This is a genomic window from Gillisella taibaishanensis (assembly GCF_001938985.1).
Classification (GTDB): Bacteria; Pseudomonadota; Alphaproteobacteria; order Rhizobiales; family Rhizobiaceae; genus Allorhizobium; species Allorhizobium taibaishanense.
Window position 1 is genome coordinate 639,428 of the sequence record NZ_MKIN01000021.1, and the last position, 21,784, is coordinate 661,211.

At 60.0% G+C, this 21,784-nt stretch carries 19 protein-coding genes; 12 read left to right on the plus strand and 7 right to left on the minus strand.

All coding sequences use genetic code 11. The features are described from left to right. Positions 1 to 12: 12 nt before the first annotated feature. A complete protein-coding gene (locus BJF91_RS10045) occupies positions 13 to 807 on the minus strand; it encodes a transporter substrate-binding domain-containing protein (RefSeq protein WP_075614572.1) in 795 nt (264 codons plus the stop codon). Between the two features lie 494 nt (positions 808 to 1,301). Here BJF91_RS10045 and BJF91_RS10050 point away from each other — a divergent pair, with 494 nt between their 5' ends. Then, positions 1,302 to 2,030, plus strand: coding sequence for a FadR/GntR family transcriptional regulator (locus BJF91_RS10050; RefSeq protein WP_139310664.1), 729 nt, complete (start codon positions 1,302 to 1,304; stop codon positions 2,028 to 2,030). 10 nt (positions 2,031 to 2,040) lie between these two features. Here BJF91_RS10050 and BJF91_RS10055 read toward each other — a convergent pair whose 3' ends face one another. Then, positions 2,041 to 2,841 (minus strand): discoidin domain-containing protein, encoded by an 801-nt coding sequence (locus BJF91_RS10055; RefSeq protein ID WP_075614333.1) that lies wholly within the window; start codon positions 2,839 to 2,841, stop codon positions 2,041 to 2,043. 11 nt (positions 2,842 to 2,852) lie between these two features. Then, positions 2,853 to 4,646, minus strand: a complete 1,794-nt coding sequence (locus BJF91_RS10060) for a heparinase II/III domain-containing protein (RefSeq protein WP_075614334.1) — start codon at positions 4,644 to 4,646, stop codon at positions 2,853 to 2,855. A gap of 220 nt (positions 4,647 to 4,866) precedes the next feature. On the opposite strand from BJF91_RS10060, the gene BJF91_RS10065 reads away from it, so the two are divergent. From BJF91_RS10065 to BJF91_RS10100, 8 genes are all read left to right on the plus strand, one after another. Next, entirely contained in the window at positions 4,867 to 5,817 is a 951-nt protein-coding gene (locus BJF91_RS10065) for a carbohydrate ABC transporter permease (RefSeq protein WP_075614335.1), read from the plus strand. Positions 5,818 to 5,820: 3 nt separating this feature from the next. Further along, on the plus strand, positions 5,821 to 6,657 hold the full coding sequence (locus tag BJF91_RS10070) for a carbohydrate ABC transporter permease (protein ID WP_075614336.1): 837 nt from the start codon (positions 5,821 to 5,823) through the stop codon (positions 6,655 to 6,657). A gap of 4 nt (positions 6,658 to 6,661) precedes the next feature. Continuing rightward, complete coding sequence (locus BJF91_RS10075; RefSeq protein ID WP_075614337.1) at positions 6,662 to 7,834, plus strand: glycoside hydrolase family 88 protein; 1,173 nt, start codon at positions 6,662 to 6,664, stop codon at positions 7,832 to 7,834. A gap of 12 nt (positions 7,835 to 7,846) precedes the next feature. Beyond that, entirely contained in the window at positions 7,847 to 8,956 is a 1,110-nt protein-coding gene (locus BJF91_RS10080) for an ABC transporter ATP-binding protein (protein ID WP_075614338.1), read from the plus strand. Positions 8,957 to 8,974: 18 nt separating this feature from the next. After that, positions 8,975 to 9,694, plus strand: a complete 720-nt coding sequence (locus tag BJF91_RS10085) for a hypothetical protein (RefSeq protein ID WP_075614339.1) — start codon at positions 8,975 to 8,977, stop codon at positions 9,692 to 9,694. 40 nt (positions 9,695 to 9,734) lie between these two features. Beyond that, complete coding sequence (locus BJF91_RS10090) at positions 9,735 to 11,015, plus strand: ABC transporter substrate-binding protein (RefSeq protein ID WP_075614340.1); 1,281 nt, start codon at positions 9,735 to 9,737, stop codon at positions 11,013 to 11,015. A 72-nt stretch (positions 11,016 to 11,087) separates the two neighbouring features. Then, on the plus strand, positions 11,088 to 12,935 hold the full coding sequence (locus BJF91_RS10095; RefSeq protein ID WP_075614574.1) for a DUF2264 domain-containing protein: 1,848 nt from the start codon (positions 11,088 to 11,090) through the stop codon (positions 12,933 to 12,935). Positions 12,936 to 12,945: 10 nt separating this feature from the next. Continuing rightward, positions 12,946 to 14,592 carry an acyltransferase gene (locus BJF91_RS10100; protein ID WP_083943249.1) on the plus strand — a complete coding sequence of 549 codons (1,647 nt, stop codon included), beginning with the start codon at positions 12,946 to 12,948 and terminating at the stop codon, positions 14,590 to 14,592. Between the two features lie 10 nt (positions 14,593 to 14,602). On the opposite strand, the gene lldD is transcribed toward BJF91_RS10100, so the two are convergent. From lldD to BJF91_RS10120, 4 genes are all read right to left on the minus strand, one after another. Beyond that, complete coding sequence (gene lldD, locus BJF91_RS10105; RefSeq protein ID WP_075614341.1) at positions 14,603 to 15,745, minus strand: FMN-dependent L-lactate dehydrogenase LldD; 1,143 nt, start codon at positions 15,743 to 15,745, stop codon at positions 14,603 to 14,605. Then, positions 15,742 to 16,497: an FCD domain-containing protein gene (locus tag BJF91_RS10110; protein WP_075614342.1), complete on the minus strand. Its 756-nt coding sequence runs from the start codon at positions 16,495 to 16,497 to the stop codon at positions 15,742 to 15,744. The genes lldD and BJF91_RS10110 overlap by 4 nt, the downstream gene beginning before the upstream one ends. A gap of 182 nt (positions 16,498 to 16,679) precedes the next feature. Further along, positions 16,680 to 17,327 (minus strand): 3-oxoacid CoA-transferase subunit B, encoded by a 648-nt coding sequence (locus tag BJF91_RS10115; protein ID WP_075614343.1) that lies wholly within the window; start codon positions 17,325 to 17,327, stop codon positions 16,680 to 16,682. Then, positions 17,327 to 18,034 carry a CoA transferase subunit A gene (locus BJF91_RS10120; RefSeq protein WP_075614344.1) on the minus strand — a complete coding sequence of 236 codons (708 nt, stop codon included), beginning with the start codon at positions 18,032 to 18,034 and terminating at the stop codon, positions 17,327 to 17,329. The genes BJF91_RS10115 and BJF91_RS10120 overlap by 1 nt, the downstream gene beginning before the upstream one ends. A gap of 352 nt (positions 18,035 to 18,386) precedes the next feature. Here BJF91_RS10120 and BJF91_RS10125 point away from each other — a divergent pair, with 352 nt between their 5' ends. From BJF91_RS10125 to BJF91_RS10135, 3 genes are all read left to right on the plus strand, one after another. Continuing rightward, complete coding sequence (locus BJF91_RS10125; RefSeq protein ID WP_075614345.1) at positions 18,387 to 19,376, plus strand: LysR family transcriptional regulator; 990 nt, start codon at positions 18,387 to 18,389, stop codon at positions 19,374 to 19,376. 103 nt (positions 19,377 to 19,479) lie between these two features. Next, a complete protein-coding gene (locus BJF91_RS10130) occupies positions 19,480 to 20,577 on the plus strand; it encodes an ABC transporter substrate-binding protein (protein WP_234801589.1) in 1,098 nt (365 codons plus the stop codon). A 3-nt stretch (positions 20,578 to 20,580) separates the two neighbouring features. Further along, entirely contained in the window at positions 20,581 to 21,759 is a 1,179-nt protein-coding gene (locus tag BJF91_RS10135; protein WP_234801590.1) for an ABC transporter ATP-binding protein, read from the plus strand. The last annotated feature ends 25 nt before the right edge of the window (positions 21,760 to 21,784 follow it).

The following is a 21,784-nucleotide window of genomic DNA, read 5'->3' on the forward strand; positions in this document are numbered from 1 at the left end:
CGCACTGTGCGCCTATTTGGCTGATGACAGCGACTTTTGCTCCTGCTGAAGGAAATCGGTGTTGAGCAGCCGGTTGGCCGTCGCGAATTCCAGGATCTTCCCGGAAGCGTGAAGTTTCTTCATGCTGTTGTCGAGCGCGGCCTGCGTATCCTTCTCGCCCTTGCGCAACCAGATGACGGAATCCGATGGCACCAGTTCGGTCGGGAAAGGAATGGCATAGTCCTTCCACTCGTCCGGCCGATCCTGCAACAGCAGGCCAACGGTCGCGCCGACATGAACGGCGGCCACGCAATTGCCGCCCTGCAGCGCCAGCAGCGATTCCGGCTGGCTCGGCAGCCCCTTTACGACAGCGCCATACTGTTCGATCAGCGGCTGAGTGTAATTGGAGCCCTGGGAAACGCAGACCGGCTTGCCCTTCAGGTCCGTCCAATCCTTCAGTCCGCTATCCTTGCGCACCACGGCGGCACCGCCGCTGCGGTCATAGGGCGTCGGCACATAATCCAGCACCTTCGCCCGGTCATCAGTATATTGCATATTGGCGATCAGGATATCGACCTTGCCCTGTTGCAGAAACTGAACCCGGTTCGGCGGGGTCACCGTCACGGTTTCCAGCTTGACGCCGAGATCCTCGGCGAGGGCCTTGGCCAGATCGACATTGAAGCCCTTCTGCTCCTGGCTCTTCGGATCGATATAGCCAAACGGAGCGCCAGACAGGATCACGCCAACCGTCAACTTGCCACGTCCCTTGATCCGGTCGAGGGTTGCATCCGCGAAGGCCTGACCGGCGGCAAGGACGGAAAGAGACATCGCGAGCCCGAAGACCGTACGGGCAGTTCTGGTGGACAGCATGGCAAGCTCCTTGTTCTTAACGGTCGCAGGGCCGCGTCCGGGTCCACTTAAGGAACCAGTCGCAGCCATCGGTAGACGTGAGGCAGGCGCGCAAATTTCGACGATACGCGCCATAGATGATATAAATAGCCTATTCAATGATGATGACAATCTCGAGCGACAGCGTTTCGCCCTAACCTCTTTAGTAGGATTGTCGTTCCGCAAAACATCAAGCTGATGGTTTTTTCCTTCAGTATCCTAAAATACGCCGCGCTTGTTTACGTGCACGCCGATGGCGACTGCCCGGTGCCAAGACGTGCAAAGTGGTAAATTCATCAGACCCATTTTCGCACGACCATTGAACAGAGTTGAATGGCGGCTAAATTCATCATACATATATGTGCAAGCAGGTGCGGGACATGATTTGCGCAGCCCGCGGAACGCAAACAGGATGGACCCGCTTGACCGGTCGAATGACATCGCGCGCCAAGGGCGCAGGCTCTCTGGTGGCACAAGTCAGCGAGCGGCTGCGCAAGGATATTCTCGATGGCGTCTATGCGCCCGGAGCGCGGCTTCCAAGCGAGCTGGAACTGACCGAAGCACACGGCGTCAGCCGTACCGTGATACGCGAAGCGGTCACCGGTTTGCGCTATGACGGCTTGGTGGAAGTGCGCCAAGGCGCCGGTATTTTCGTCCTTGATCATCAATCGCGTGCCACGCCGCCGAAGCTGGATCGGGCGCGGTTGTCATCCGATCTAGAAGTGCTGGAAATCCGCACACCGCTGGAGATCGAGGCAGCAGGTCTTGCTGCACTACGGCGCTCGCCTGCCCAGGAAGAAGCAATCTTCGACTGTCACGCCAAGGTGCTGGAATGTATCGAGGCAGACCAGTCGATCCGGCTCGCGGACTTCGCCTTGCACAAGGCTATCGCGGCTGCCACCAACAATCCGCTTTTTACCCAATTCCTCGACATGCATGGCGCGGCGGCCATTCCACAGTCGAAGACCGTTGCCGACAACCGCACTGCAGAGCAGACGGCTTATCGCCGCCTGATCCACAGGGAGCATCAGGCGGTTGTCGTGGCGATTTCCGATGGCGATGAAAAGGCGGCACGATCAGCCATGCAGGAGCACCTGCGCGGCAGCCAGTTGCGCTACCGCGACCTGCTGCGCGATCTGCGCGGTCTTGGTAGCGACGCCTGAACGGGCCACTTCAAGCCTCGATACCCCAGACTTCGATTTGCGTCAGCGCCGGATAGGGTGATGGATCATCCGCCTTGATCAGCCGATGCAGCTTGACCCATTCGGTGATGATTGCTGGAAAGCGGAAGGATTGGCCCCGGTCGGTCTTGTCGAGCACCAGTTCCTGCGTTTCGCCATTGGAAAAGCTGAGACTTGCAGCCTGCCACCAGGCGTCGTGGGGAAAATCAGCCCGCAGATAAAGCACGACTTCATCGACTGTGACCAGCCGGCCGAAGTCCACGGTCAGTGCTGCATCCGGGTCACGATTGATACCCCAGCTGGTAAAGGGCCAGTGACCATGGCCGGCATTTGCCTTCTCGCCGTCGATTGCGGTGCGGGCGGCAAATGCCGCCTCGCCGCGGGTCTCGGCGCTGGCGAAGGCATGAGGAAAAGCGGCACCGGCACCAAGCCCGTCATGGGTCGAACCATCCCAGGGATTGAGGGCCAGATTACGCCGTGCAGCAACCTCCTCCGGCCGCGCCTGGGCAACGAAAAGCCGATGCAGATCCCCCTGAAAGGCATGGGGCGGATAGGCTTTGCGCCTGCTGTCAAAGGGTATCGAAAAGCTGAACTGACCCTGCGGCAGATAGACGAGCGCCGGCGTCATCGCTGCATCAAGCGCCAGGCGCACATGGCCAGCGGCAGAGAGTTCCACCTGCAGCCGATCGCCTTCGCGATAGGCGTCGCGATAAACCAACCAGGCTTCTTCCTCGCCATGGACTTGCGCCAGACAGCGCCCGTCCGCATGGGTTACGCCAAGCGTTACCTGCATATCCTCTCTCCTCACATGATCTTCAGGACCAGCCGCCCTACCTCAAGCGGTAACAGGATGCGGAAAATCCGCTCCGGCCAGGCCTGACGCAGCCTTGCATCCTCGATGGTGATCGGCTCGACCACCGGCGCACCCGCGCCGGAGATCTCGATGGAGCCAAGTCCGTCAAATATCAGCTTCCCCGCCTCTGCCATGGGTTCGACCACAGTCATGAGCGAGAGCACAGCTTTTGCGTCACCGTCATGCACGTCGACGAGCTCGACATGGCTGCCGCGCACGAGCCTGATGGTGCGGTGATAGGATCGCAGCTTTGCCGCCGCCGGATAGGCACCAGCCAATTCGAAGGATATTTCGGCCTCGCCTTCGTCAAACCGGGTTCCAATGGCGCGGGCGCGGAATGCCTCGCCATCCTGCTGCTGCACGCCGTCAAACGTCGGGAGATTGTGATAGGCCGACTGCATCGTCCAGATCTCGTAGCGACGCGGCGAAAATGTCTTGGCAGTATAGGTCTCGACGCCGACATCGATCAGAAACGGCTTCCCATCCTTGTAAAGCGTCAGGCTGCCGACATCGTTGTGATTGTGACCTTCGCCATTATGGCCGCACTTGACCGCGAGATCGAAATGACAGTCCCGCGCCACAAACAGACCGATACCGGGATAGAATATATCGCGTTTTGTTTGGTGAACTTTCGCCTCGTCCGCCAAATCAGGCAGGGTGGTCGCGGCAAGCAGCCGATACCAGAGGTTCCACTCCTTCGACAAAAGCGGATCGGCTGCGCGGCGGATATCGGCTGCCGCAAAGTCCATCAGATCTTCAGAGCCGACGGCCCGGCCGAACAAATATTCCCTGATGCTGCAGGGATCGAGCACGGCAGATGAATCGGCGAAATTGAAATAGATCCCATCAGACACATGCATATGGCTGATATACTCAGCCATGTTGCGGATCTTCGGCTCACTCCACAGTGCCTCGCAAAGCCCCGGCGCCACCTGATCGAGAACCGTCATGGCGCCAAACAGGCAGAGCGCCGCGTGACGATAATAGAGCACGCCCTCCTCGCAGGCCCCGTCCTCGGCATAGTCCTTCAGAAACGCATCGAGACTGGAGAGCGCCTTGACCAGCACGGCACGGCGGGTTTCCTGCGAAGTCGGCAGGGTGAAGGTTGCAATCAGCACATTCTGGGTGATCCAGGCGGTCCAATTGTTCATCCGCTCGTCACCGGCGCCCATCCACCAGAAATGCCTGTTCAAATAGGGATTGATCAGCCGATGCTCGATCTCCCGCTCGATCCGGCCCGGCAGACGCGGGTCGACTGCCGCGAATTTGGCGCGCATCAGCCAGAGCAGCACCGCGAGATTGGCCGAGGTCTCAGCCGAAAACAGATCCACCACGGGATCATCAGGATCAGGCAGCGGCAGCCGGGCGCCGCCACGGCCATAGGCATTATGGGCGGGCAATTGCCAGCCGCTTTCCTCACAGATCAGCAAGGCCCCATCAATGATCGCATTGACAAAACCGCCCTTGTCTTCGAGGCATTCCGCCAACACCAGATCGTTGAGCATCAGGCGACGCCGAAAATAGAGCGCTTCGAATTCGGATCGGTTACCGCTCAGCGTATACTGCCGGTAATCCGAGGCAAGAATCTGCGGCCAACTGGCCTGCAATGCGCCGCGCCCTGCCTCGACAAGACCAAGGCATCGCGCCTCCCCCAGCCGCCGGAGCTTGGGAGCCAGCCCGTCGCTCTTCACGGGGTGAAAATCGCCCAGATATTCAGGCAGACTGCCAATGATTTCGCTGAACACGCCTCGCTCCCGTGCCGGGCCACAGCATGCCGGCCCAGAGTCGCTATCATACCTATTTCTGATTTTCCAGAAATTTGTATGATGACATCGTAATTTGTTTGACCAATATCGGATATATGCTATTCAACGACAGGGAGGCGGATGCTGGAGGAGCAGCTCTGCCAGCTGACGTCCCACGAAAAGACGTCAGGTGCGGCGGACACATGCGGGAGGATCGCGGATGGACATCGTCAGACCGGCATTACCTGACAGTCGCGGCTCTGCGCTGACAAGGCGCAAGGTCCGGGTGCTGTCGAAGCGCCGGCGGCGGATCGAAAATGCGCTGGTCGCCTACTCGTTCATTGCTCCGAACTTTCTTGGCTTTGCAGTCTTCACGCTCGGCCCGATCCTGTTTGCCTTCGCCTTGGCCTTCATGCATTGGGACGGCTCCAATCCGATCACCTTTGCCGGGCTGGACAATTTTTGGCGCCTGTTTCAGGACAAGGCCTTTATCGCCGCCTTCTGGAACACCGTCATCTATACGGTGGTCTCCGTGCCGATCACGCTTGCCTGCGCGCTCGGGCTTGCGATCCTGCTTAACCAGAAAATCTGGGGCCGCGATTTCTTCCGCACCGCGATGTTCTTTCCCTATGTCGCCTCGCTGGTGGCGGTCGCCGTCGTCTGGAACATGCTGTTCAACCCCGAAATGGGGCCCGTCAACATGCTGCTCTACACGCTGGGCCTCGACCCCGCCGACATGCCGGGCTGGGCTGCCGACCGGCATTGGGCGATGGTCACGGTCATCCTGTTCGGCGTCTGGAAGAGCATGGGCTATTACATGGTCATCTATCTTGCCGGGTTGCAGGGCATCAACGGCGAGCTTTACGAAGCGGCCGGCCTCGACGGCGCCAATGCCTGGCAGAAATTCCGGCATGTCACCGTGCCGCAGCTGGCGCCGACCACGTTTTTCGTGACCGTCATGCTGACCATCCAGTCCTTCAAGGTCTTCGACCAGGTCTATATGATCACGCAAGGCGGGCCCGGAACCTCGACGCTGGTGCTGGTCTATCACATCTACAACGAGGCTTTCATCTCCTGGGATCTCGGCTATTCCAGCATGATAGCGCTGGTGCTGTTCTTCCTGGTGCTGGCTGTGACCGTCGTTCAATTCCGCCGCCAGAGGGAGGATTAAGCGATGCGCATCGCCGGCCGCAAAATTCCGCTCTCGACTATTGCCGTCTATGTCACGGTGATTGCCGTCACCGTCATCATGCTTTTGCCCTTCGCCTGGATGCTGTCGGCCTCGCTGAAGCTCGATCGCGACGTCTTCGTCTTTCCAATCGAGTGGATACCGGCCCATCCACGCTGGCAGAACTATGTGGATATCTGGACCAAGATCCCGCTGGCGCTGTTCATCTACAACACCTCGAAGCTGACGATCATCGTCACCATCATGCAATTGCTGACATCGAGCTTTGCGGCCTATGCCTTCGCCAAGCTGCATTTCCCGTTCAAGAACGCGCTGTTCCTCGGCTATATCGCCACCATCGCCATGCCCTGGCAGGTTTATATGGTGCCGCAATTCCTGCTGATGCGGGAGTTTGGGCTGAACAACACCCATCTGGCCCTGATCTGCCTCCAGGCCTTCACTGCCTTCGGCGTCTTCCTGATGCGGCAGTTCTACATGTCGATCCCGACTGAACTCTGCGAAGCGGCCCGCATCGACGGCATGAACGAGTACCAGATCTGGGCCAAAATCATGCTGCCGCTGTCGAAGCCTGCCCTGTCGACGCTGACCATCTTCACCTTCGTCACCACCTGGAACGACTTCCTGGGGCCGATGATCTATCTGACCAAGACCGAATTGAAGACCATCCAGATCGGGCTTCGCATGTTTATCTCGCAATATTCCGCCGAATACGGACTGATCATGGCGGCCTCCGTCGTGGCGCTCATTCCTGTTCTCATCGTGTTTCTCTCCTTGCAGCGCTTCTTTGTCGAAGGCGTCGCATCCTCAGGTCTGAAGGGATAACCGGATGATCACCCTGCCCGAGAACGCCCCGCAGCCGATCACCGACGAGGAAGTGCGCCAGGCGCTCGACTTCGCCACCGCCCAGGTCCGCCGCAATCTGCCGGACTTTACCTATAAAGCGCAGAACCATTCGAGTGTGGGCAATGTCTATCCGGCGGTCGACAACACACAATGGACGGCAGGCTTCTGGCCGGGTGAAATCTGGCTCGCTTATGAGCATTCCGGCGACAAGCTGTTTCAATACGCCGCGCAAATCCAGGTACAGAGCTTTCTGCACCGGATCGAAAACCGGATCGAAACCGACCATCACGACATGGGCTTCCTCTATTCGCCCTCCTGCATTGCCGCCTGGAAGCTGGTGGGCGACGAGGACGGACGGCGGGCGGCGTTGCTGGCGGCCGACCAGTTGCTGGAGCGCTACCAGCCGGTCGGTCAATTCATCCAGGCGTGGGGTCGCAAGGACAATCCCGGCGAATATCGCTATATCATCGACTGCCTGCTGAACCTGCCGCTGCTCTACTGGGCCGCCCGCGAAACCGGCGAGGATCGCTACCGTCAGATCGCCCTCATCCACGCGCGCACGACGCTTGCCCATTCCATCCGGCCTGACAATTCGACCTATCACACCTTCTACATGGACCCGCAGACCGGCGGGCCGGTGCGCGGCGTGACCAAACAGGGCTATAGCGACGACAGTTTCTGGGCGCGTGGCCAGGCCTGGGGCATAGCAGGCATGGCGCTGTCGTATCGCTACGAGCGCATCGACGATTATCGCGACACATTCGAGCGCTTGCTCGACTTTTATCTCAAGCGCCTGCCGCAGGATCTTGTGCCGGTCTGGGACCTGGTCTTTTCAGAGCAGGATGGCGAACCGCGCGACAGTTCGTCTGCCTCCATCGTTGCCTGCGGGCTTCTGGAAATGGCTGATATCGTCGAGGGCGAGGACGCTGCCCGCTACCGCGATCTGGCGCAGCGGATGGTGAAGAGCCTGGCCGAGCATTATGCCGTCAAGGACCATGCGGTCTCCAACGGTCTTGTGCTGCACGGCACTTATTCGAAGAAGACCCCGCACAACACATGCCGCGGCGAAGGCGTCGATGAATGCGTCTCCTGGGGCGACTATTATTACATGGAAGCCCTGACGCGCCTGTCGCGCGTCTGGTCTTCCTACTGGTGATCCGAGGGGAATATGGCAAGCATATCGCTCAACAAACTCAACAAGACCTTCGGCGCCCTCAAAGTGGTGCACGATATCGACCTCGACATCGCCGATAAGGAATTTGTCGTGCTGGTCGGCCCGTCCGGTTGCGGCAAGTCGACAACGCTGCGAATGATCGCCGGGCTCGAAGAAATCTCCGGCGGCGAGTTGCGGATCGGCGCCGACCTGATGAACGACGTGCCGTCAAAGGACCGCGACATCGCCATGGTCTTTCAGAATTACGCGCTCTATCCGCATATGACCGTCTACAAGAACATGGCCTTCGGGCTGGAACTGCGCAAGGCGCCGCGCGATCTGATCGAGACCAAGGTGCAGGAAGCCGCCAAGATCCTCGACATCACCCATCTCCTCAACCGCAAACCAAAAGCGCTTTCGGGTGGCCAGCGGCAGCGCGTGGCGCTTGGCCGCGCCATGGTGCGCAATCCCGAGGTCTTCCTGCTGGACGAGCCGCTGTCCAATCTCGACGCCAAGCTGCGCGGCACCATGCGGGCGGAAATTTCCAAGCTACACAAGCGGCTGAATGCCACCTTCATCTACGTCACCCATGATCAGGTCGAAGCCATGACCATGGCGGATCGGATCGTTGTGATGAAAGACGGCCATATCCAGCAGGTGGACACGCCGCAAAATCTCTATGACCGCCCTGTCAACATGTTCGTAGCCGGCTTCATCGGTGCGCCGCAGATGAACATGCTGCCGTCGACGATCCAGCGGCAAGGCACCGGCTTCGTCGCTGTCTTCGACGGCCAGACCCTGCCACTGCCGCCCTCCTTCGACGCCCACCGTCTCGAACCCTATGTGGATCGCCAGATCGTCGTCGGCATCCGGCCGGAAAACTTCCATGAATATGTCCCAGCCGATATCGACCCCGCCCACACCGCCCCCTTCGAAGCGCGGATGGAACTGGCGGAGCCGATGGGCTCGGAAGTGCATCTGAACCTTTTAGCCGGCGACCGGCCCATGATTGCCCGTGTCTCGCCACGCTTCAAATCTGCGGTTGGCGACCAGGTGCGGCTGATCGTCGACATGACCCATGCGCAGCTTTTCGACCCTGAAACCGAGCGGTCTATCCTGCTTTAACCGCGAAAGGCACGTGCCATGCAATGGCTGGAAGCGATGTGGAGCAGGGAAGGAAAGGGCATCCCGAAGGATGCCCCCAAGCGCCAGGGGCTTGCGCTCTTCATCGAAATCATCGCTCGCGAATTCTTTGAACTCGTCAAGCTGAACCTGCTGTTTCTGGCAAGCGCCCTGCCGCTCATCACCCTTCCCGCCGCCGTCTTTGCCAGTGCCAGCATCTGCCGGATGATGGTCGAGGACCGAAATGTCTATCTGCTGCGCGATTATCTGGAGGCTATGAGGGCTCACGCCTTGCGAGCCACCGTCTGGGGCCTGGCCTCCGGCCTCGCGCTGTGGATCTGTGTGGAGGCCATCCTCACCTACGGCGCAAAGAGCCATGAAAGCCTCATCTACGCCGTGCCGCTCGCCGTCAGCTTGCTCGCGACAGGCTTTATCGGTCTCTGCTCGGCGCATTTCGTCGTGCTTTCGGTGATGAGCCGGCGCAAGGCGCTCACCATTCTAAAGCTGTCTGCTCTGGCGACATTGGCGCGGCCGCTGCCGGTCCTTGCCGCGCTTGGCTTTGCCGCCAGCCTCTGGCTGCTGCATGTGCTGTTTTATCCAATCTCGGTCTTCATGCCCGTGACGATCAACATCTCGCTCGGCCTGTTCGCCCTCAGCTTTGCCGCTGACAAGGCGGCGCGAATGGTTCTGGGCGGCATCGACAAGAATGCTACCGAAAGCGCGGGAGGCGCTTTCCTCTGAAAAACAAAGGCCTGTGAAAAGGCAAGGGAAGGAGAACGGAATGTATAGAGGCAAATTAGCAAGAGCGCTGGTTTCGGCCGCAGCAGCGATCAGCATAACGGTGGCGCTGGGCGGGACCGTCTTTGCAGAGGAGACGGGGCCGGTCACGCTGAAATGGGCGCTCTGGGATCTTGACAAGGTCGCCTATTACAAGCCGTTGATAACAGCCTATCAGGGCAAGCATCCCAATGTGACGATCGAGCCGCTCGATCTCGGCTCCCAGGACTATACCCAGATGATCGCCACCCAGCTGACCGGCGGGGCGAAGGACATCGACGTCGTCACCATCAAGGACGTCCCGGGCTATGCGACGCTGGTCAAGGCCGGATCGGTTGGCGATCTCTCGGGCTTCATTGCCGAACAGAAGATCGACAAGGCTGGCTATGGCGGACTGATCGAGGAGTTGACGCTCGACAACAAGGTCTATGCCCTGCCCTTCCGCTCCGACATCTGGGTCGTCTACTACAACAAGGATATTTTCGACAAGGCGAAGCAGCCATATCCGACCAATGACATGACCTGGGCGGATTTCGACCGGACCGCCGAGGCGCTGAAAGGCGGCATGGGCGTCAACAAGACCTATGGCGCATTGCTGCATACCTGGCGTTCCACCGTGCAGCTTCCCGGCATAATGGATGGCAAGCACACGCTGGTCGGCGGCGATTATGCCTTCCTGAAGCCCTGGTACGAACGGGCGCTGAAACTGCAGAAAGACGGAGCCATTCCCTCATACGCTTCGCTGAAGACCTCCAACACCCATTATTCGGCGCTGTTCTTCAACGGCACGGTCGGCATGCTGCCGATGGGCACATGGTTCGTCGGCACCCAGATCGCCAAGGTCAAGTCTGGCGAATCCAAGAGCAAGAATTGGGGCATCGTCAAATTCCCGCATCCGGAAGGTGTAGCCGCCGGAACGACAGCGGCGCAGATCGCCGCGCTTTCCGTCAACAGCAATTCCGCCCACAAGGATACGGCTCTCGACTTCATCAAGTTCGTGACCGGGCCGGAAGGGGCGGCCATCATCGCCGATACCGGAACACTGCCCGCATTGCGCAACGATGGTGTCACGGCAAAAATTGCAGCACTGCCAGGCTTCCCGCAGGACGAGAACAGCAAGGCGGCCCTGAGCGCGCAAAAGTCCTATCTGGAAATGGCTGTTAATCCCAATGCCGCCAAGATCGAGGTCGTGCTGAACCGGGTGCATGACGCCATCATGACCGACAACGAGTCGATCGATGACGGGCTGAAAGACATGGATGACGGTGTGAAAGCCATCAAGTAAGCGCCAGCAACCAAGGCCGCAGATGCTTCAGCCCTGCGGCCTCATTTTATGACCTCTTTGATGGATAAGACTGTGGTTTACGATCCCGCCAAAGCCAATCCCCTGCACGGCAATCCGCTTTTGAGTCGCGACGACGTCGAAAGGGCCGTGCTCGACCTGTTCAATCCGCTGCTGCCCTATTTCTCGGAAAGCGGTGCGAGGGTCAGGCTTGGCGCGGCTGGCGCGATCTTCGACCATGCGGCGGCCGATCTGGAGGGCTTTGCGCGACCGCTCTGGGGCATCGTGCCCTTTGCCGCCGGTGGTGGCAATTTCCCGCACTGGGATATCTACCGGCGCGGCCTTGCCAACGGCACAAACCCTGATCATCCCGACTACTGGGGCGATGTCGCAGATCGCAACCAGCGGCTGGTCGAACTCGCGGCGATCGGCCTTGCGGTTGCCATGGTGCCTGAACATATCTGGGACCCGCTGGACAACAAGGCGAAATCCGGCATTGGTGCCTATCTCCTGCGCGCCCGCGAGCGGGACTATGTCGACAATAACTGGAAATTCTTTCGCGTTCTGGTCGATCTCGGCCTGGAGCGGGTCGGCATTGCTTTCGACCACAGCAAGACCGAAGCGTATCTCGACGAAATCGAGGCCTTCGACATCGGTGGCGGCTGGTATCGCGACGGACCGGTGCGGCGCGCCGACCATTACATTCCCTTCGCGATGCATTTCTACGGCCTGATTTATACGGTTTTGGCCAAGGGTGATGACGCCCGAAAGGCGCGGCTGCGGCAAAGGGCGCAAGAGTTTACCGCCGATATCCGCCACTGGTTTGGGGCCGACGGTGCAGCGCTTGCCTATGGGCGCAGCCAGACCTATCGCTTTGCCGCAGGCGGCTTTTGGGGTGCGCTTGCGCTTGCCGATCTCGACGCTCTGCCTTGGGGCGAGATCAAGGGCTATTACCTGCGCCATCTGCGCTGGTGGTCTAGGTGGCCGATTGCCGATCGTGATGGCGTGCTATCGGTTGGCTACGGCTATCCCAACCTGCTGATGAGTGAGAGCTACAACTCACCGGGATCGCCCTATTGGGCGATGAAAGTCTTCCTGCCGCTCGCGCTCGGAGCCGATCATCCCTTCTGGCAGGCAGAGGAGATCGAGGCGCCCATCTTCGATGAGCCAATTGCCCTGGAAAAACCGGGCATGGTTGCCATGCACACATCAGGCAACACAGTCATTCTGGCTTCAGGCCAGGAGCATGACAAGATGCGCGGCTCCCACGAGAAGTACTCGAAATTCGCCTATTCCACCCGCTACGCCTTCAATATCGAGGCCAATGACCGGCATTTCGATGCCGCTGGCTTCGACAATATGCTGGGGCTGTCGGATGACGGCGTGCATTTCAGAATGCGCGAGACGCTCGAAGAGGCGATGATTGTTGCGGACCGGCTCTATTCACGCTGGAAGCCGTGGCCGGACGTGACGGTCGAGACCTGGCTGATCCCCGCCAACCCCTGGCACATCCGCGTGCATCGCTTAGTGACGCCGCGAAGCCTGATGACCACAGAAGGCGGTTTTGCCATTAGCCGGGCCGATTTCGGCAGAGATCGTCAGGAGGAAGGTCCAGGCCGCGCCACCTGGCTTGGCCAGACCGATGTCAGCACCATCCTCGACCTTTCGGAAACGCCCCGTGACGGCCGGGCTCATGCCGCGATTGCCAATACCAACCTTCTGCATGCCAGAGCCATCCTGCCGCAATTGCGGGCGACGCTTTCCGCTGGCGAGACGGTGCTGATAACTGCGGTTCTTGCCCTGCCGCTCGGAGGCGACGCAGACAAGGCGCTCGCCGCCCCGCCAAGCCGTCCGGATCTCGCGTCTCTCGAACGCCTGTTTCGCGATGAAGGCCGACGGATTGCCGTCTTCGACTTAACTTGAGACGGCGTCGATGACAGATGCGCGCGACAGCAGTGATCCCGAGGAGGACGCGGCCTTGGCTGCGCTGCATCGCAGCCGGCTCGATTTCCTGACCTGGGAGCGCAAGGCTGAAGACATTGACAGTCCGGAGCATCAGGCACGGCTACGCCGGCTTGCCGCCTATGCCAGAGCAAGCATCGCGCCCGGTGCCTATATTGCAGACAAAGCCGAGATCCATACCGATCGCCTGGTGATGGGAAAAGGCTCATGGATTGCGGGCTATGCCCTGGTGCGCGGCGATATCGAGCTTGGCGGCGATGTATCGATCAATGCCTATACGTGCCTGTCCGGGCGCGTCAGGATTGGCAATGGCGTGCGGATCGCCTCGCATGTCAGCATCGTCGGCTTCAACCACGGCTTCGATGATTTGGACACGCCCATCCACCGCCAGCCTCTGACCACGCTTGGCATCGAGATCGGCGACAATGTCTGGATTGGCGCCAATGCAACCATCGTCGACGGCGTGCGGATCGGCCGCGATGCGATCATCGCAGCCGGTGCTGTCGTCTCACGGGACATTCCAGCCGGTGCGATTGCCGGTGGCGTGCCTGCCCGGGTGATCCGCATGCGGGGAAGCGCTAAAACCACGCGCAAAGACGAGGTGCAGCGGGCGCTCAGACCGCTTGATGCCGCAGCCAGTGCGGAGTGGCGAACGGTCCTCGATCATCACTGCCAAGGCGGAGATTTCCTCTCACCTGACGCTAGCGGTGAGTCCATACCTGCCATCCGCCATCTCTGCGACGCTATCGAAATCGCCGCCGCTTTTGGCGATGCCGGATCGCTGTTCGATGACAAGACCGTGGCGCGGCTGCAAGCCGTGCAGGACGAGGAAACCGGCCTGTTTCCAGATCCGCATCGCGTCCCGCTTACACCACTCCAGACAGACCCGATTGCGCTCTACAATGTGCTGGCCGTTGGCTACGCACTCGAATGTCTTGGAGCCAAACCCCTCCATCCCTTCCGCTTCGTGGAAGAGTTGGACGCTCCGGCGCTAGTCGCCTGGCTGCAGGCGCTGCCTTGGAGGTCGCGGGCCTGGTACAGCGGCGCAACGGTCGATGCCATCGCCACCGCGCTCTATTTCAGCAAGCGTTATTTTGCAGGCGGCGATAACCGGCATGCTCTGTTTGGCTGGCTCAGTGAGGCCTGCGACCAGAAAACCGGCCTCTGGGGAGCCGCCACCGAGGATCAGGGCCTACTGCAACCGGTCAACGGTTTTTATCGGCTAACCCGAGGTTCCTACGCTCAGTTTGGCAGGCCGGTGCCATATCCTGCGGTGACCATCGATTCCATCATGGCCCATTACCGGGCGTATGACGGCTTTCAAGCTCAGCATTTCAACGCCTGCAACCTGCTCGACACCATCCATCCGCTGCTGCTTTGCCTGCAGCAGACGGATCATCGCCGGCCGGAAGCCATGGCTGTCGCCGAAGACCTTATTATCAGGCTATCAAGCCGCTGGCACACCGGCCGCGGCTTCGCCTTTGCCGATGGCCAGGCGCCCGGATTGCAGGGCACGGAAATGTGGCTCTCTACACTGTGGCTCGCGGCAAAGCTTCTCGGCCACGAGGACGTGCTGTCCTTTTCTCCCAAAGGCGTTCACCGGTTTAACCAGGCCTGACGCCAGACGGCTATAACGCCCGGCGCACAAGGCTGTCGCTCGAGATTTCGCCAATCGAGCGCGCACCCGTCAGCGTCATCGCCACCCGCATTTCCTTGGCGAACAGGTCGAGAAGATTTTCCACCCCGGCCTGGCCGGCTGCTGCCAGCGCATAGACGAAGGCGCGGCCGATCAGCACGCCATCAGCGCCTTGGGCAATCATTCTGACGACATCGAGGCCAGATCGGATGCCGGAATCTGTGAGGATCGTCAGATCGGATTTCACCGCATCAGCAATCGCCGGCAGCGCCCGGGCGGAAGATAGAACGCCATCCAGCTGACGGCCGCCATGGTTGGAAACGATGATGCCATCAGCGCCGAAGCGCACGGCATCCTTCGCATCCTCAGGGTCGAGAATGCCCTTGATGATCATCGGTCCCTTCCAGAACTCCCTGATCCATTCGAGATCCTTCCAGGCGATGGACGGGTCGAAATTCTCACCCAGCCAGCCGACATAATCCGCAAGGTTGGTCTTCTGCTGTCGATAGGCCGAGACATTGCCGAGATCATGCGGCCTGCCCAGCAAGCCGACATCGACGGCCCAGGCGGGATGGGTCATCGCCTGGAGGATACGGCGGAACGGCGCATTGGGGCCAGACATGCCGGAATGAGCGTCGCGGTAGCGGGCGCCGGGCACGGGCATATCGACGGTGAAGACCAGTTTGCGGATGCCGGCCGCCCAGGCCCGCTCCAACGCATTTTTCATAAAACCACGGTCGCGCAGCACGTAAAGCTGGAACCAGATCGGCCTGTTGACGGCGCCCTGCACTTCCTCGATCGGGCAGACCGATACGGTCGACAGGGTCAGCGATATGCCCTTTTTCTCCGCCGCCCGCGCTGCCTGCACTTCGCCGCGCCGGGCATACATGCCCGTCAGCCCAACCGGGGCAAGAATGACGGGCATGGCGAGCTTTTCATCGAAAAGCGTCGTGGATATATCGACATCGCCGACGCCCTTCAGCACCCGCTGGCGCAGCGCCAGGTCGGAGAGATCGTCGACATTGCGACGCATCGTGTGCTCGCTATAGGCACCGCCATCGATGTAGTGAAACAGAAAGGGCGGCAGACGGCGGCGGGCCGCCTCGCGGTAATCGGTCGAAGACGAGATGATCATGATGGAGTGTTCCGTTGAAATTCAGGTCTCAGTAATGCGTCTGCGGCGCGCCGTTCGCGTGCACGGCCATCCTCGATGCGTCCCAGGCTTTCTTCCACGAACGCCAAATGATCCGCAGCCGCCCGGCGCGCGTCCTCCGCCCGCCCGTCAAGAATGCAGCGAAGGATAAGCGCATGCTGCCGGGTAAGCTGCGGGCCGAGATCCGGCTGGCGGTAGAAATGCACCAGGCTCTGGGCAATGCTCTGGCGCAGGAGTTCGGAAAGTCCTGCCACCACCTGGCGCAGCACGATATTATGGGCCGCTTCGGCTATCGCGACATGAAAAGCAGTATCCGCCTGGGCCTGCACATCAGGTTCGCCGTCTTCAGCTGCCGTCATCGCCTCAAAAGCCGCAGTCAGCCGGGCCTTGTCGGCATCGCTGGCCCGCAGCGCCGCATAATAGGCCGCATCGGTTTCCAGCGACTTGCGGATTTCCATAACGTCACGCCAATAACCGGTCTCGCCCTGCATGACAGGCACGAGCGGCTTCAACGCCGTCTCCAGCGATTGAGCCGCATCCTGGCTGGCAACGAATGTGCCGCCACCCCGGCGGCTCTCGACAAGGCCACGGCTGATCAACTGCTGGATCGCTTCGCGCAGCCGCGACCGCGATATACCGAGTTCTGCGGAGAGAACCCGCTCCGCCGGCAGCCGATCGCCCGCGCGCAGTCCGCGTTCGATAATGATAGCTCCGATACGGTCCGTCAGCAGCATGGCCAATCCCTTCACTATTGGTCGTACCAGGAACCACTGGATTGTTCAATACCGCCTCAAAATCACCGAATATACACATTATTGGTAGGACCAATTTGATTCGTCGCCCAACGCAAAAGACCTGCGGCATTGCTCATGCCGCAGGTCTTTTTTATACTCGGACGTATGCTTAAGGACTCGAATTACAGCCCTTCGGCAATATCGAAGGCAGCAGTCGTCTTCGCCTTGACGTCTTCAATGGTCACCTCGGGTGCCAACTCCACCAGCCGGAAGCGGGCAGAGCGGTCATCACGGACGAAGACGCAGAGATCGGTGATGATCATGTCGACGACATTGAGACCGGTCAGCGGCAGGGTGCATTCGGGGATGAATTTCGATTCGCCGCCTTTGGAGCAATGCTCCATCACCACGATCACCTTCTTGACGCCAGCAACGAGGTCCATCGCGCCGCCCATACCCTTGACCATCTTGCCGGGCACCATCCAGTTGGCGATATCGCCCTTTTCCGACACTTCCATGGCTCCGAGCACGGTGAGGTCGATGTGACCGCCGCGGATCATCGCAAAACTGTCGGACGAGGAGAAGTAGCTCGAAGATGGCAGCTGGCTGATCGTCTGCTTGCCGGCATTGATCAGGTCGGCATCCTCTTCGCCTTCAAACGGGAAGGGACCGATGCCCAGCATGCCGTTTTCCGATTGCAGCGTCACTTCGACGCCAGCGGGAATGTGATTGGCCACCAAAGTCGGAATGCCGATGCCCAGATTGACGTAGAAGCCGTCTTCGAGCTCGTTTGCCGCGCGTGCGGCCATCTGGTCTCTGCTCCAGGGCATCAGGCTGCTCCTCTTGTCGTCACAGTGCGGAATTCGATCTTCTTCTCATAGGGGGAGCCGTTGATCAGACGCTTGACATAGATGCCAGGCAGATGGACCGCATCGGGCTCCAGCGTCCCGACCGGCACGATCTCCTCCACTTCCGCAACGCAGATCTTGCCAGCGGTGGCGGCAGGCGCATTGAAATTGCGCGCAGTCTTGCGGAAGATCAGGTTGCCGGCCTCATCGGCGCGCCAGCCCTTGATAATCGAAAGATCGGCGCGAATGCCGCGCTCCAGAAGATAGGTCTCGCCGTCGAAAACGCGGGTTTCCTTGCCTTCGGCAACCTGGGTGCCCACACCGGTGCGGGTATAAAAGCCGGGGATGCCAGCGCCGCCGGCGCGCATGCGCTCGGCCAGCGTGCCCTGCGGGCAAAACTCGACTTCCAACTCGCCAGCCAGATACTGGCGCTCGAATTCCTTGTTCTCGCCGACATAGGACGAGATCATTTTCTTGACCTGGCGGGTGCGCAGGAGCTTGCCGAGCCCATAGCCGTCGATGCCCGCATTGTTGGAGGCAATCGTCAGATCCTTGACCCCTGACGCGACGATGGCGTCAATGAATCGTTCCGGGATGCCGCAGAGGCCGAAACCGCCGGCGCAGATCGTCATTCCGTCGAACAACAATCCCTCCAGGGCAGTACTGGCGTCCTTATATATTTTCTTCATCTGTATCTCCCGCCTGTATAATAAGTCCCGAATGCTGTTTAAGCTGTGGCGAAACTATCATGGATCCTCTTTCTCCAGACACCTCCAGAATAGCTTTAAACGCCATCGCAACCCGTCCGGCAAGCGCAAAGCTTGTCCCTGAGGTGGTATGCGCTACAGATTTTTTTCGCAGACGCGAGATAACCAGCGCCTGGAAAACCGCGCCAATTCGGACGCGATGCTGCAATGCACCTATTCGCTAGGATTCGAAGCCTGAAATCAATCCATCGCCATTTCCGAACGCGATGACGCTCAGAGCAACTGGCACGAAAAATGCGTTTCATCAACTCGTCACTGATGAAGGAAAACGCATATGACAGAACAGGCCTATGCAAGTCTCGACATCCGCTTGATGCGTACTTTGCGCTTGCTACTGACGGAATGCAGCGTCTCGCGCACCGCTGATCTTCTGGGTCAGGCCCAACCAACCGTCAGTCTGACCTTGAAGAAGCTCCGTGACATCTTTCAGGATCCCTTGCTGGTCCGCTCTGGCAGCACGTTGGTGCCGACCGAGCGTGGTCTGGCGCTGCGAGTGGCGATGAACGACATTCTCGGCCGGATCGACAGTCACCTGTCATCACAAACAGGTTTTGATCCCGCGACATCCACGCGGCATTTCCGAATTGTCGCCAGCAATTGCCTCGGCACCGTGTTCATGCCGCAATTGATCGGGGCCATCACCGATATCGCACCGGGCGTTTCCATCGACGCTTCGCCGCTGCCCTCGCAGGAAGACCTGATGTCGGGCCTGTCGGAAGGCCGCATCGACGCCGTGATCGGCAACTGGCCGCATCCGCCCGACCATCTGCGCATCGCGCCGATGCTGAAGACCGATATCGTCTGCCTGGTCAGGTCAAGCCACCGTTTTGCCCGCCGCAACTGGACCCGTATTCCGCTGCAGGATTATCTGAACGAGAGCCACCTCTCCCCCACCTCCGAGCGAGACGCGCAGTTCAGCCCGATCGACGGTCGCCTGCTCGATCTCGGCCTGAAGCGGCATATCCGGGCAACCGTGCCGGAATATTCGATTGCACCTTACGTGCTGGCCCGCTCCGATCTCGTGTTCACCACGGGCCGGCATTTCGCCGAACAGGTGGCCCAGACCTTTCCGTTCGCCGTGCTCGATGCCCCCGAGGAATTGGGGCAGATGCACTTCTACACCCTCTGGCATGACCGCAAGCACCATTCCCCCGACCAGGCGTGGCTGCGCCGGATGATCAAGAACGCCTCGGCCGAAATGCGGGCGCTGGATCGCGCCCATCCCTTGCCGCTGCCACCGGCGCTTTGCGAGCTTCCGGGCTGAGTATCGGAGCAAAGGCAATAGACTCTATTGCCTTTGCCTTATGGCCGTCCGACCTGGAAATCCGCACACTGGCTCTATCGAAACCACAGGCGGATGGGGCTCCATGGACCAGATAAAGATGAAGCGGACAGGGTTCACACGGCGCGAAATGCTGGCCATGGGGGCAGCGGGAGCTGCCGCAGGCCTCATGGGAAATGCGCGCATGGCAAAGGCTGCGGTCTCCGATATGGTCTGGGCGACCTGGGACTCCAACGGCCATCCCGAATATGTCGCCGGCTTCGAAAAGGAAACTGGCGTCAAGGTCAAGCTCTCATACCTCTCCAGCGAGGATACGCAATTTGCCTCGCTGAAGACAGGGGCGGCAGCCGATTGGGACATGATCAATCCCTCGCTCAACGGCAGCTGGCGCTATATCAAGGCCGGCCTCCTGAAGGAGCTGGACCTTTCAAAAATCCCCAATGCCTCGCTGATGTACGATGCATTCAAGGGCACGCCGAAAGTGATGGACGAGGCCGGCAAGACCTTCGCTATTCCATATCTCTGGGGCCTCAACCCCATTGTCTATCGCAAGGACAAGTTCGACAAGGAGCCTGACTACACGACCCTGTTTGACGCCAAATATTCCGGCCAGTTGGCGATGCGCGACTATGCGCTGGAATCGATTGCCATCGCTGGCCTCGTCGCCGGCGTACCGCGCGACAAGGTCTTCGTGATGGAGGTCAAGGAACTGGCGGAAGCCAAGAAATTGCTGGTGGCTCAAAAGCCGCTGCTCCGCACCTATTGGCAGACGATCGGCGACCTGACCAACCTCTTTGCAACCGGCGAGGTCTCCTGCGCCTTTTCCTGGCGCGTGCCCTATGACGAATTGCAGGCCAAGCTGCCGATGGGAATGGCCAAGCCAAAGGCGGGCGTGATGGGCTGGTGTGACTGCTTCGCCATGCCTGCCAACCTGCCAGCGGACAAGACTGAAATCGGCTATAGATTCATCAATTATCTGCTCGGACCGAGCTATTCCGCCGATGTTGCTCGGATCGGCCATTATGCGACCACCTCGTCGATCATCCGCGACAAGCTCTCTCACGAGGAGCAGGCGACAATCTTCGTCGACGATATGGACGTGATGAAGTCCTTCATGTGGCCAGTAGCGCCGCCGAACTATTCCGACTGGCTGAAGGTCTGGAACGAAGTCAAGGCTAGCTGAGGCATGAGGCATAAAGGACATGGCGCAGGCGAGGCAGAACGGCTTCTTCCGCTCATCCCGGACGCTTTCGGGCCGAAGGTGATGAGCGAAGGCGCTACGATCCGCAAAGCGGAGGAGAAGCCGCTGCTGCTGTCGGCGCGCGGTCTCGTCAAATCCTATGGCGGCAACCGTGCCGTCGATGGCGTCGATCTCGACATTCCCGAGCGGGCCTTCACCACCCTGCTCGGGCCATCCGGTTGCGGCAAGACGACGATCCTGCGGATGATCGGCGGCTTCGAGACGCCGGATGCGGGCTCCCTGACGCTCGACGGTCGTTCGCTGGCGGGCGTGCCGCCGGAGCGCCGGCCGGTCAACACCGTCTTTCAGAATTACGCGCTGTTTCCGCATATGACCGTTTTCGAGAATGTCGCCTTCTCGTTGACCTTGCGCCGTGGCGCGCAGGACCCGACACCACAGGTGAAGCGCGCGCTTGATGCCGTGCATATGGGCGAATTTGCCGCTCGCTACCCGCATCAACTCTCCGGCGGCCAGCAGCAGCGGGTTGCCGTCGCCCGCGCTATCATCGCCGAGCCACATCTGCTGCTGCTCGACGAGCCGCTATCGGCGTTGGACCGAAAGATGCGCAGCCATCTGCAGATCGAACTCAAGGATCTGCAACGACGCCTGGGCATCGCCTTCGTCTATGTCACCCACGACCAGGAAGAGGCCTTCGCGCTGTCGGACATGATCGTGGTGATGAACCGGGGAAAGATCGCCCAGAAAACCGATCCGCTGACGCTCTATGCCCGCCCGGCCGATACATTCGTGGCCGATTTCATCGGCTCGGCTAGCCTGATCGAAGGCGAGATCCTGGCCACGGCCAAAGAGCAGGCAACCATCGCAACCCCGCTTGGCACCATCACGGCGCCAGCCGTTGAAGGGCTTGCCCCAGGCCAGCGCGCCGCTCTGGTGCTGCGGCCGGAAAACCTGAGGCAAGCGCCAGCCCATCCAGGGTCTGGCAAAGGGCACGAGATCGCAGCGCAAGTGCGCCACGTGGTTTTCAAAGGCGACCGCTTCATGATCGAAGCAGAAGCGGCTGGCCTGGCGCTGCGGCTGATGACGGAACAGCCACCTGAGCCGGGTGCTGAAATTCGCATCGCTTTCGATCCCAAGACAAGCTTCATCACGAGGCTCGCATCATGACGCTTGCTATTGCCAAACCAATGCC

Bases quoted from the DNA above. Each gene is read 5' to 3' on its own strand.
- BJF91_RS10045 (WP_075614572.1), bottom strand. From the start codon at position 807: ATGTCTCTTTCCGTCCTTGCCGCCGGTCAGGCCTTCGCGGATGCAACC.
- BJF91_RS10050 (WP_139310664.1), top strand. From the start codon at position 1,302: ATGACATCGCGCGCCAAGGGCGCAGGCTCTCTGGTGGCACAAGTCAGC.
- BJF91_RS10055 (WP_075614333.1), bottom strand. From the start codon at position 2,841: ATGCAGGTAACGCTTGGCGTAACCCATGCGGACGGGCGCTGTCTGGCG.
- BJF91_RS10065 (WP_075614335.1), top strand. From the start codon at position 4,867: ATGGACATCGTCAGACCGGCATTACCTGACAGTCGCGGCTCTGCGCTG.
- BJF91_RS10070 (WP_075614336.1), top strand. From the start codon at position 5,821: ATGCGCATCGCCGGCCGCAAAATTCCGCTCTCGACTATTGCCGTCTAT.
- BJF91_RS10075 (WP_075614337.1), top strand. From the start codon at position 6,662: ATGATCACCCTGCCCGAGAACGCCCCGCAGCCGATCACCGACGAGGAA.
- BJF91_RS10080 (WP_075614338.1), top strand. From the start codon at position 7,847: ATGGCAAGCATATCGCTCAACAAACTCAACAAGACCTTCGGCGCCCTC.
- BJF91_RS10085 (WP_075614339.1), top strand. From the start codon at position 8,975: ATGCAATGGCTGGAAGCGATGTGGAGCAGGGAAGGAAAGGGCATCCCG.
- BJF91_RS10090 (WP_075614340.1), top strand. From the start codon at position 9,735: ATGTATAGAGGCAAATTAGCAAGAGCGCTGGTTTCGGCCGCAGCAGCG.
- BJF91_RS10100 (WP_083943249.1), top strand. From the start codon at position 12,946: ATGACAGATGCGCGCGACAGCAGTGATCCCGAGGAGGACGCGGCCTTG.
- lldD (WP_075614341.1), bottom strand. From the start codon at position 15,745: ATGATCATCTCGTCTTCGACCGATTACCGCGAGGCGGCCCGCCGCCGT.
- BJF91_RS10110 (WP_075614342.1), bottom strand. From the start codon at position 16,497: ATGCTGCTGACGGACCGTATCGGAGCTATCATTATCGAACGCGGACTG.
- BJF91_RS10115 (WP_075614343.1), bottom strand. From the start codon at position 17,327: ATGCCCTGGAGCAGAGACCAGATGGCCGCACGCGCGGCAAACGAGCTC.
- BJF91_RS10120 (WP_075614344.1), bottom strand. From the start codon at position 18,034: ATGAAGAAAATATATAAGGACGCCAGTACTGCCCTGGAGGGATTGTTG.
- BJF91_RS10125 (WP_075614345.1), top strand. From the start codon at position 18,387: ATGACAGAACAGGCCTATGCAAGTCTCGACATCCGCTTGATGCGTACT.
- BJF91_RS10130 (WP_234801589.1), top strand. From the start codon at position 19,480: ATGGACCAGATAAAGATGAAGCGGACAGGGTTCACACGGCGCGAAATG.
- BJF91_RS10135 (WP_234801590.1), top strand. From the start codon at position 20,581: ATGAGGCATAAAGGACATGGCGCAGGCGAGGCAGAACGGCTTCTTCCG.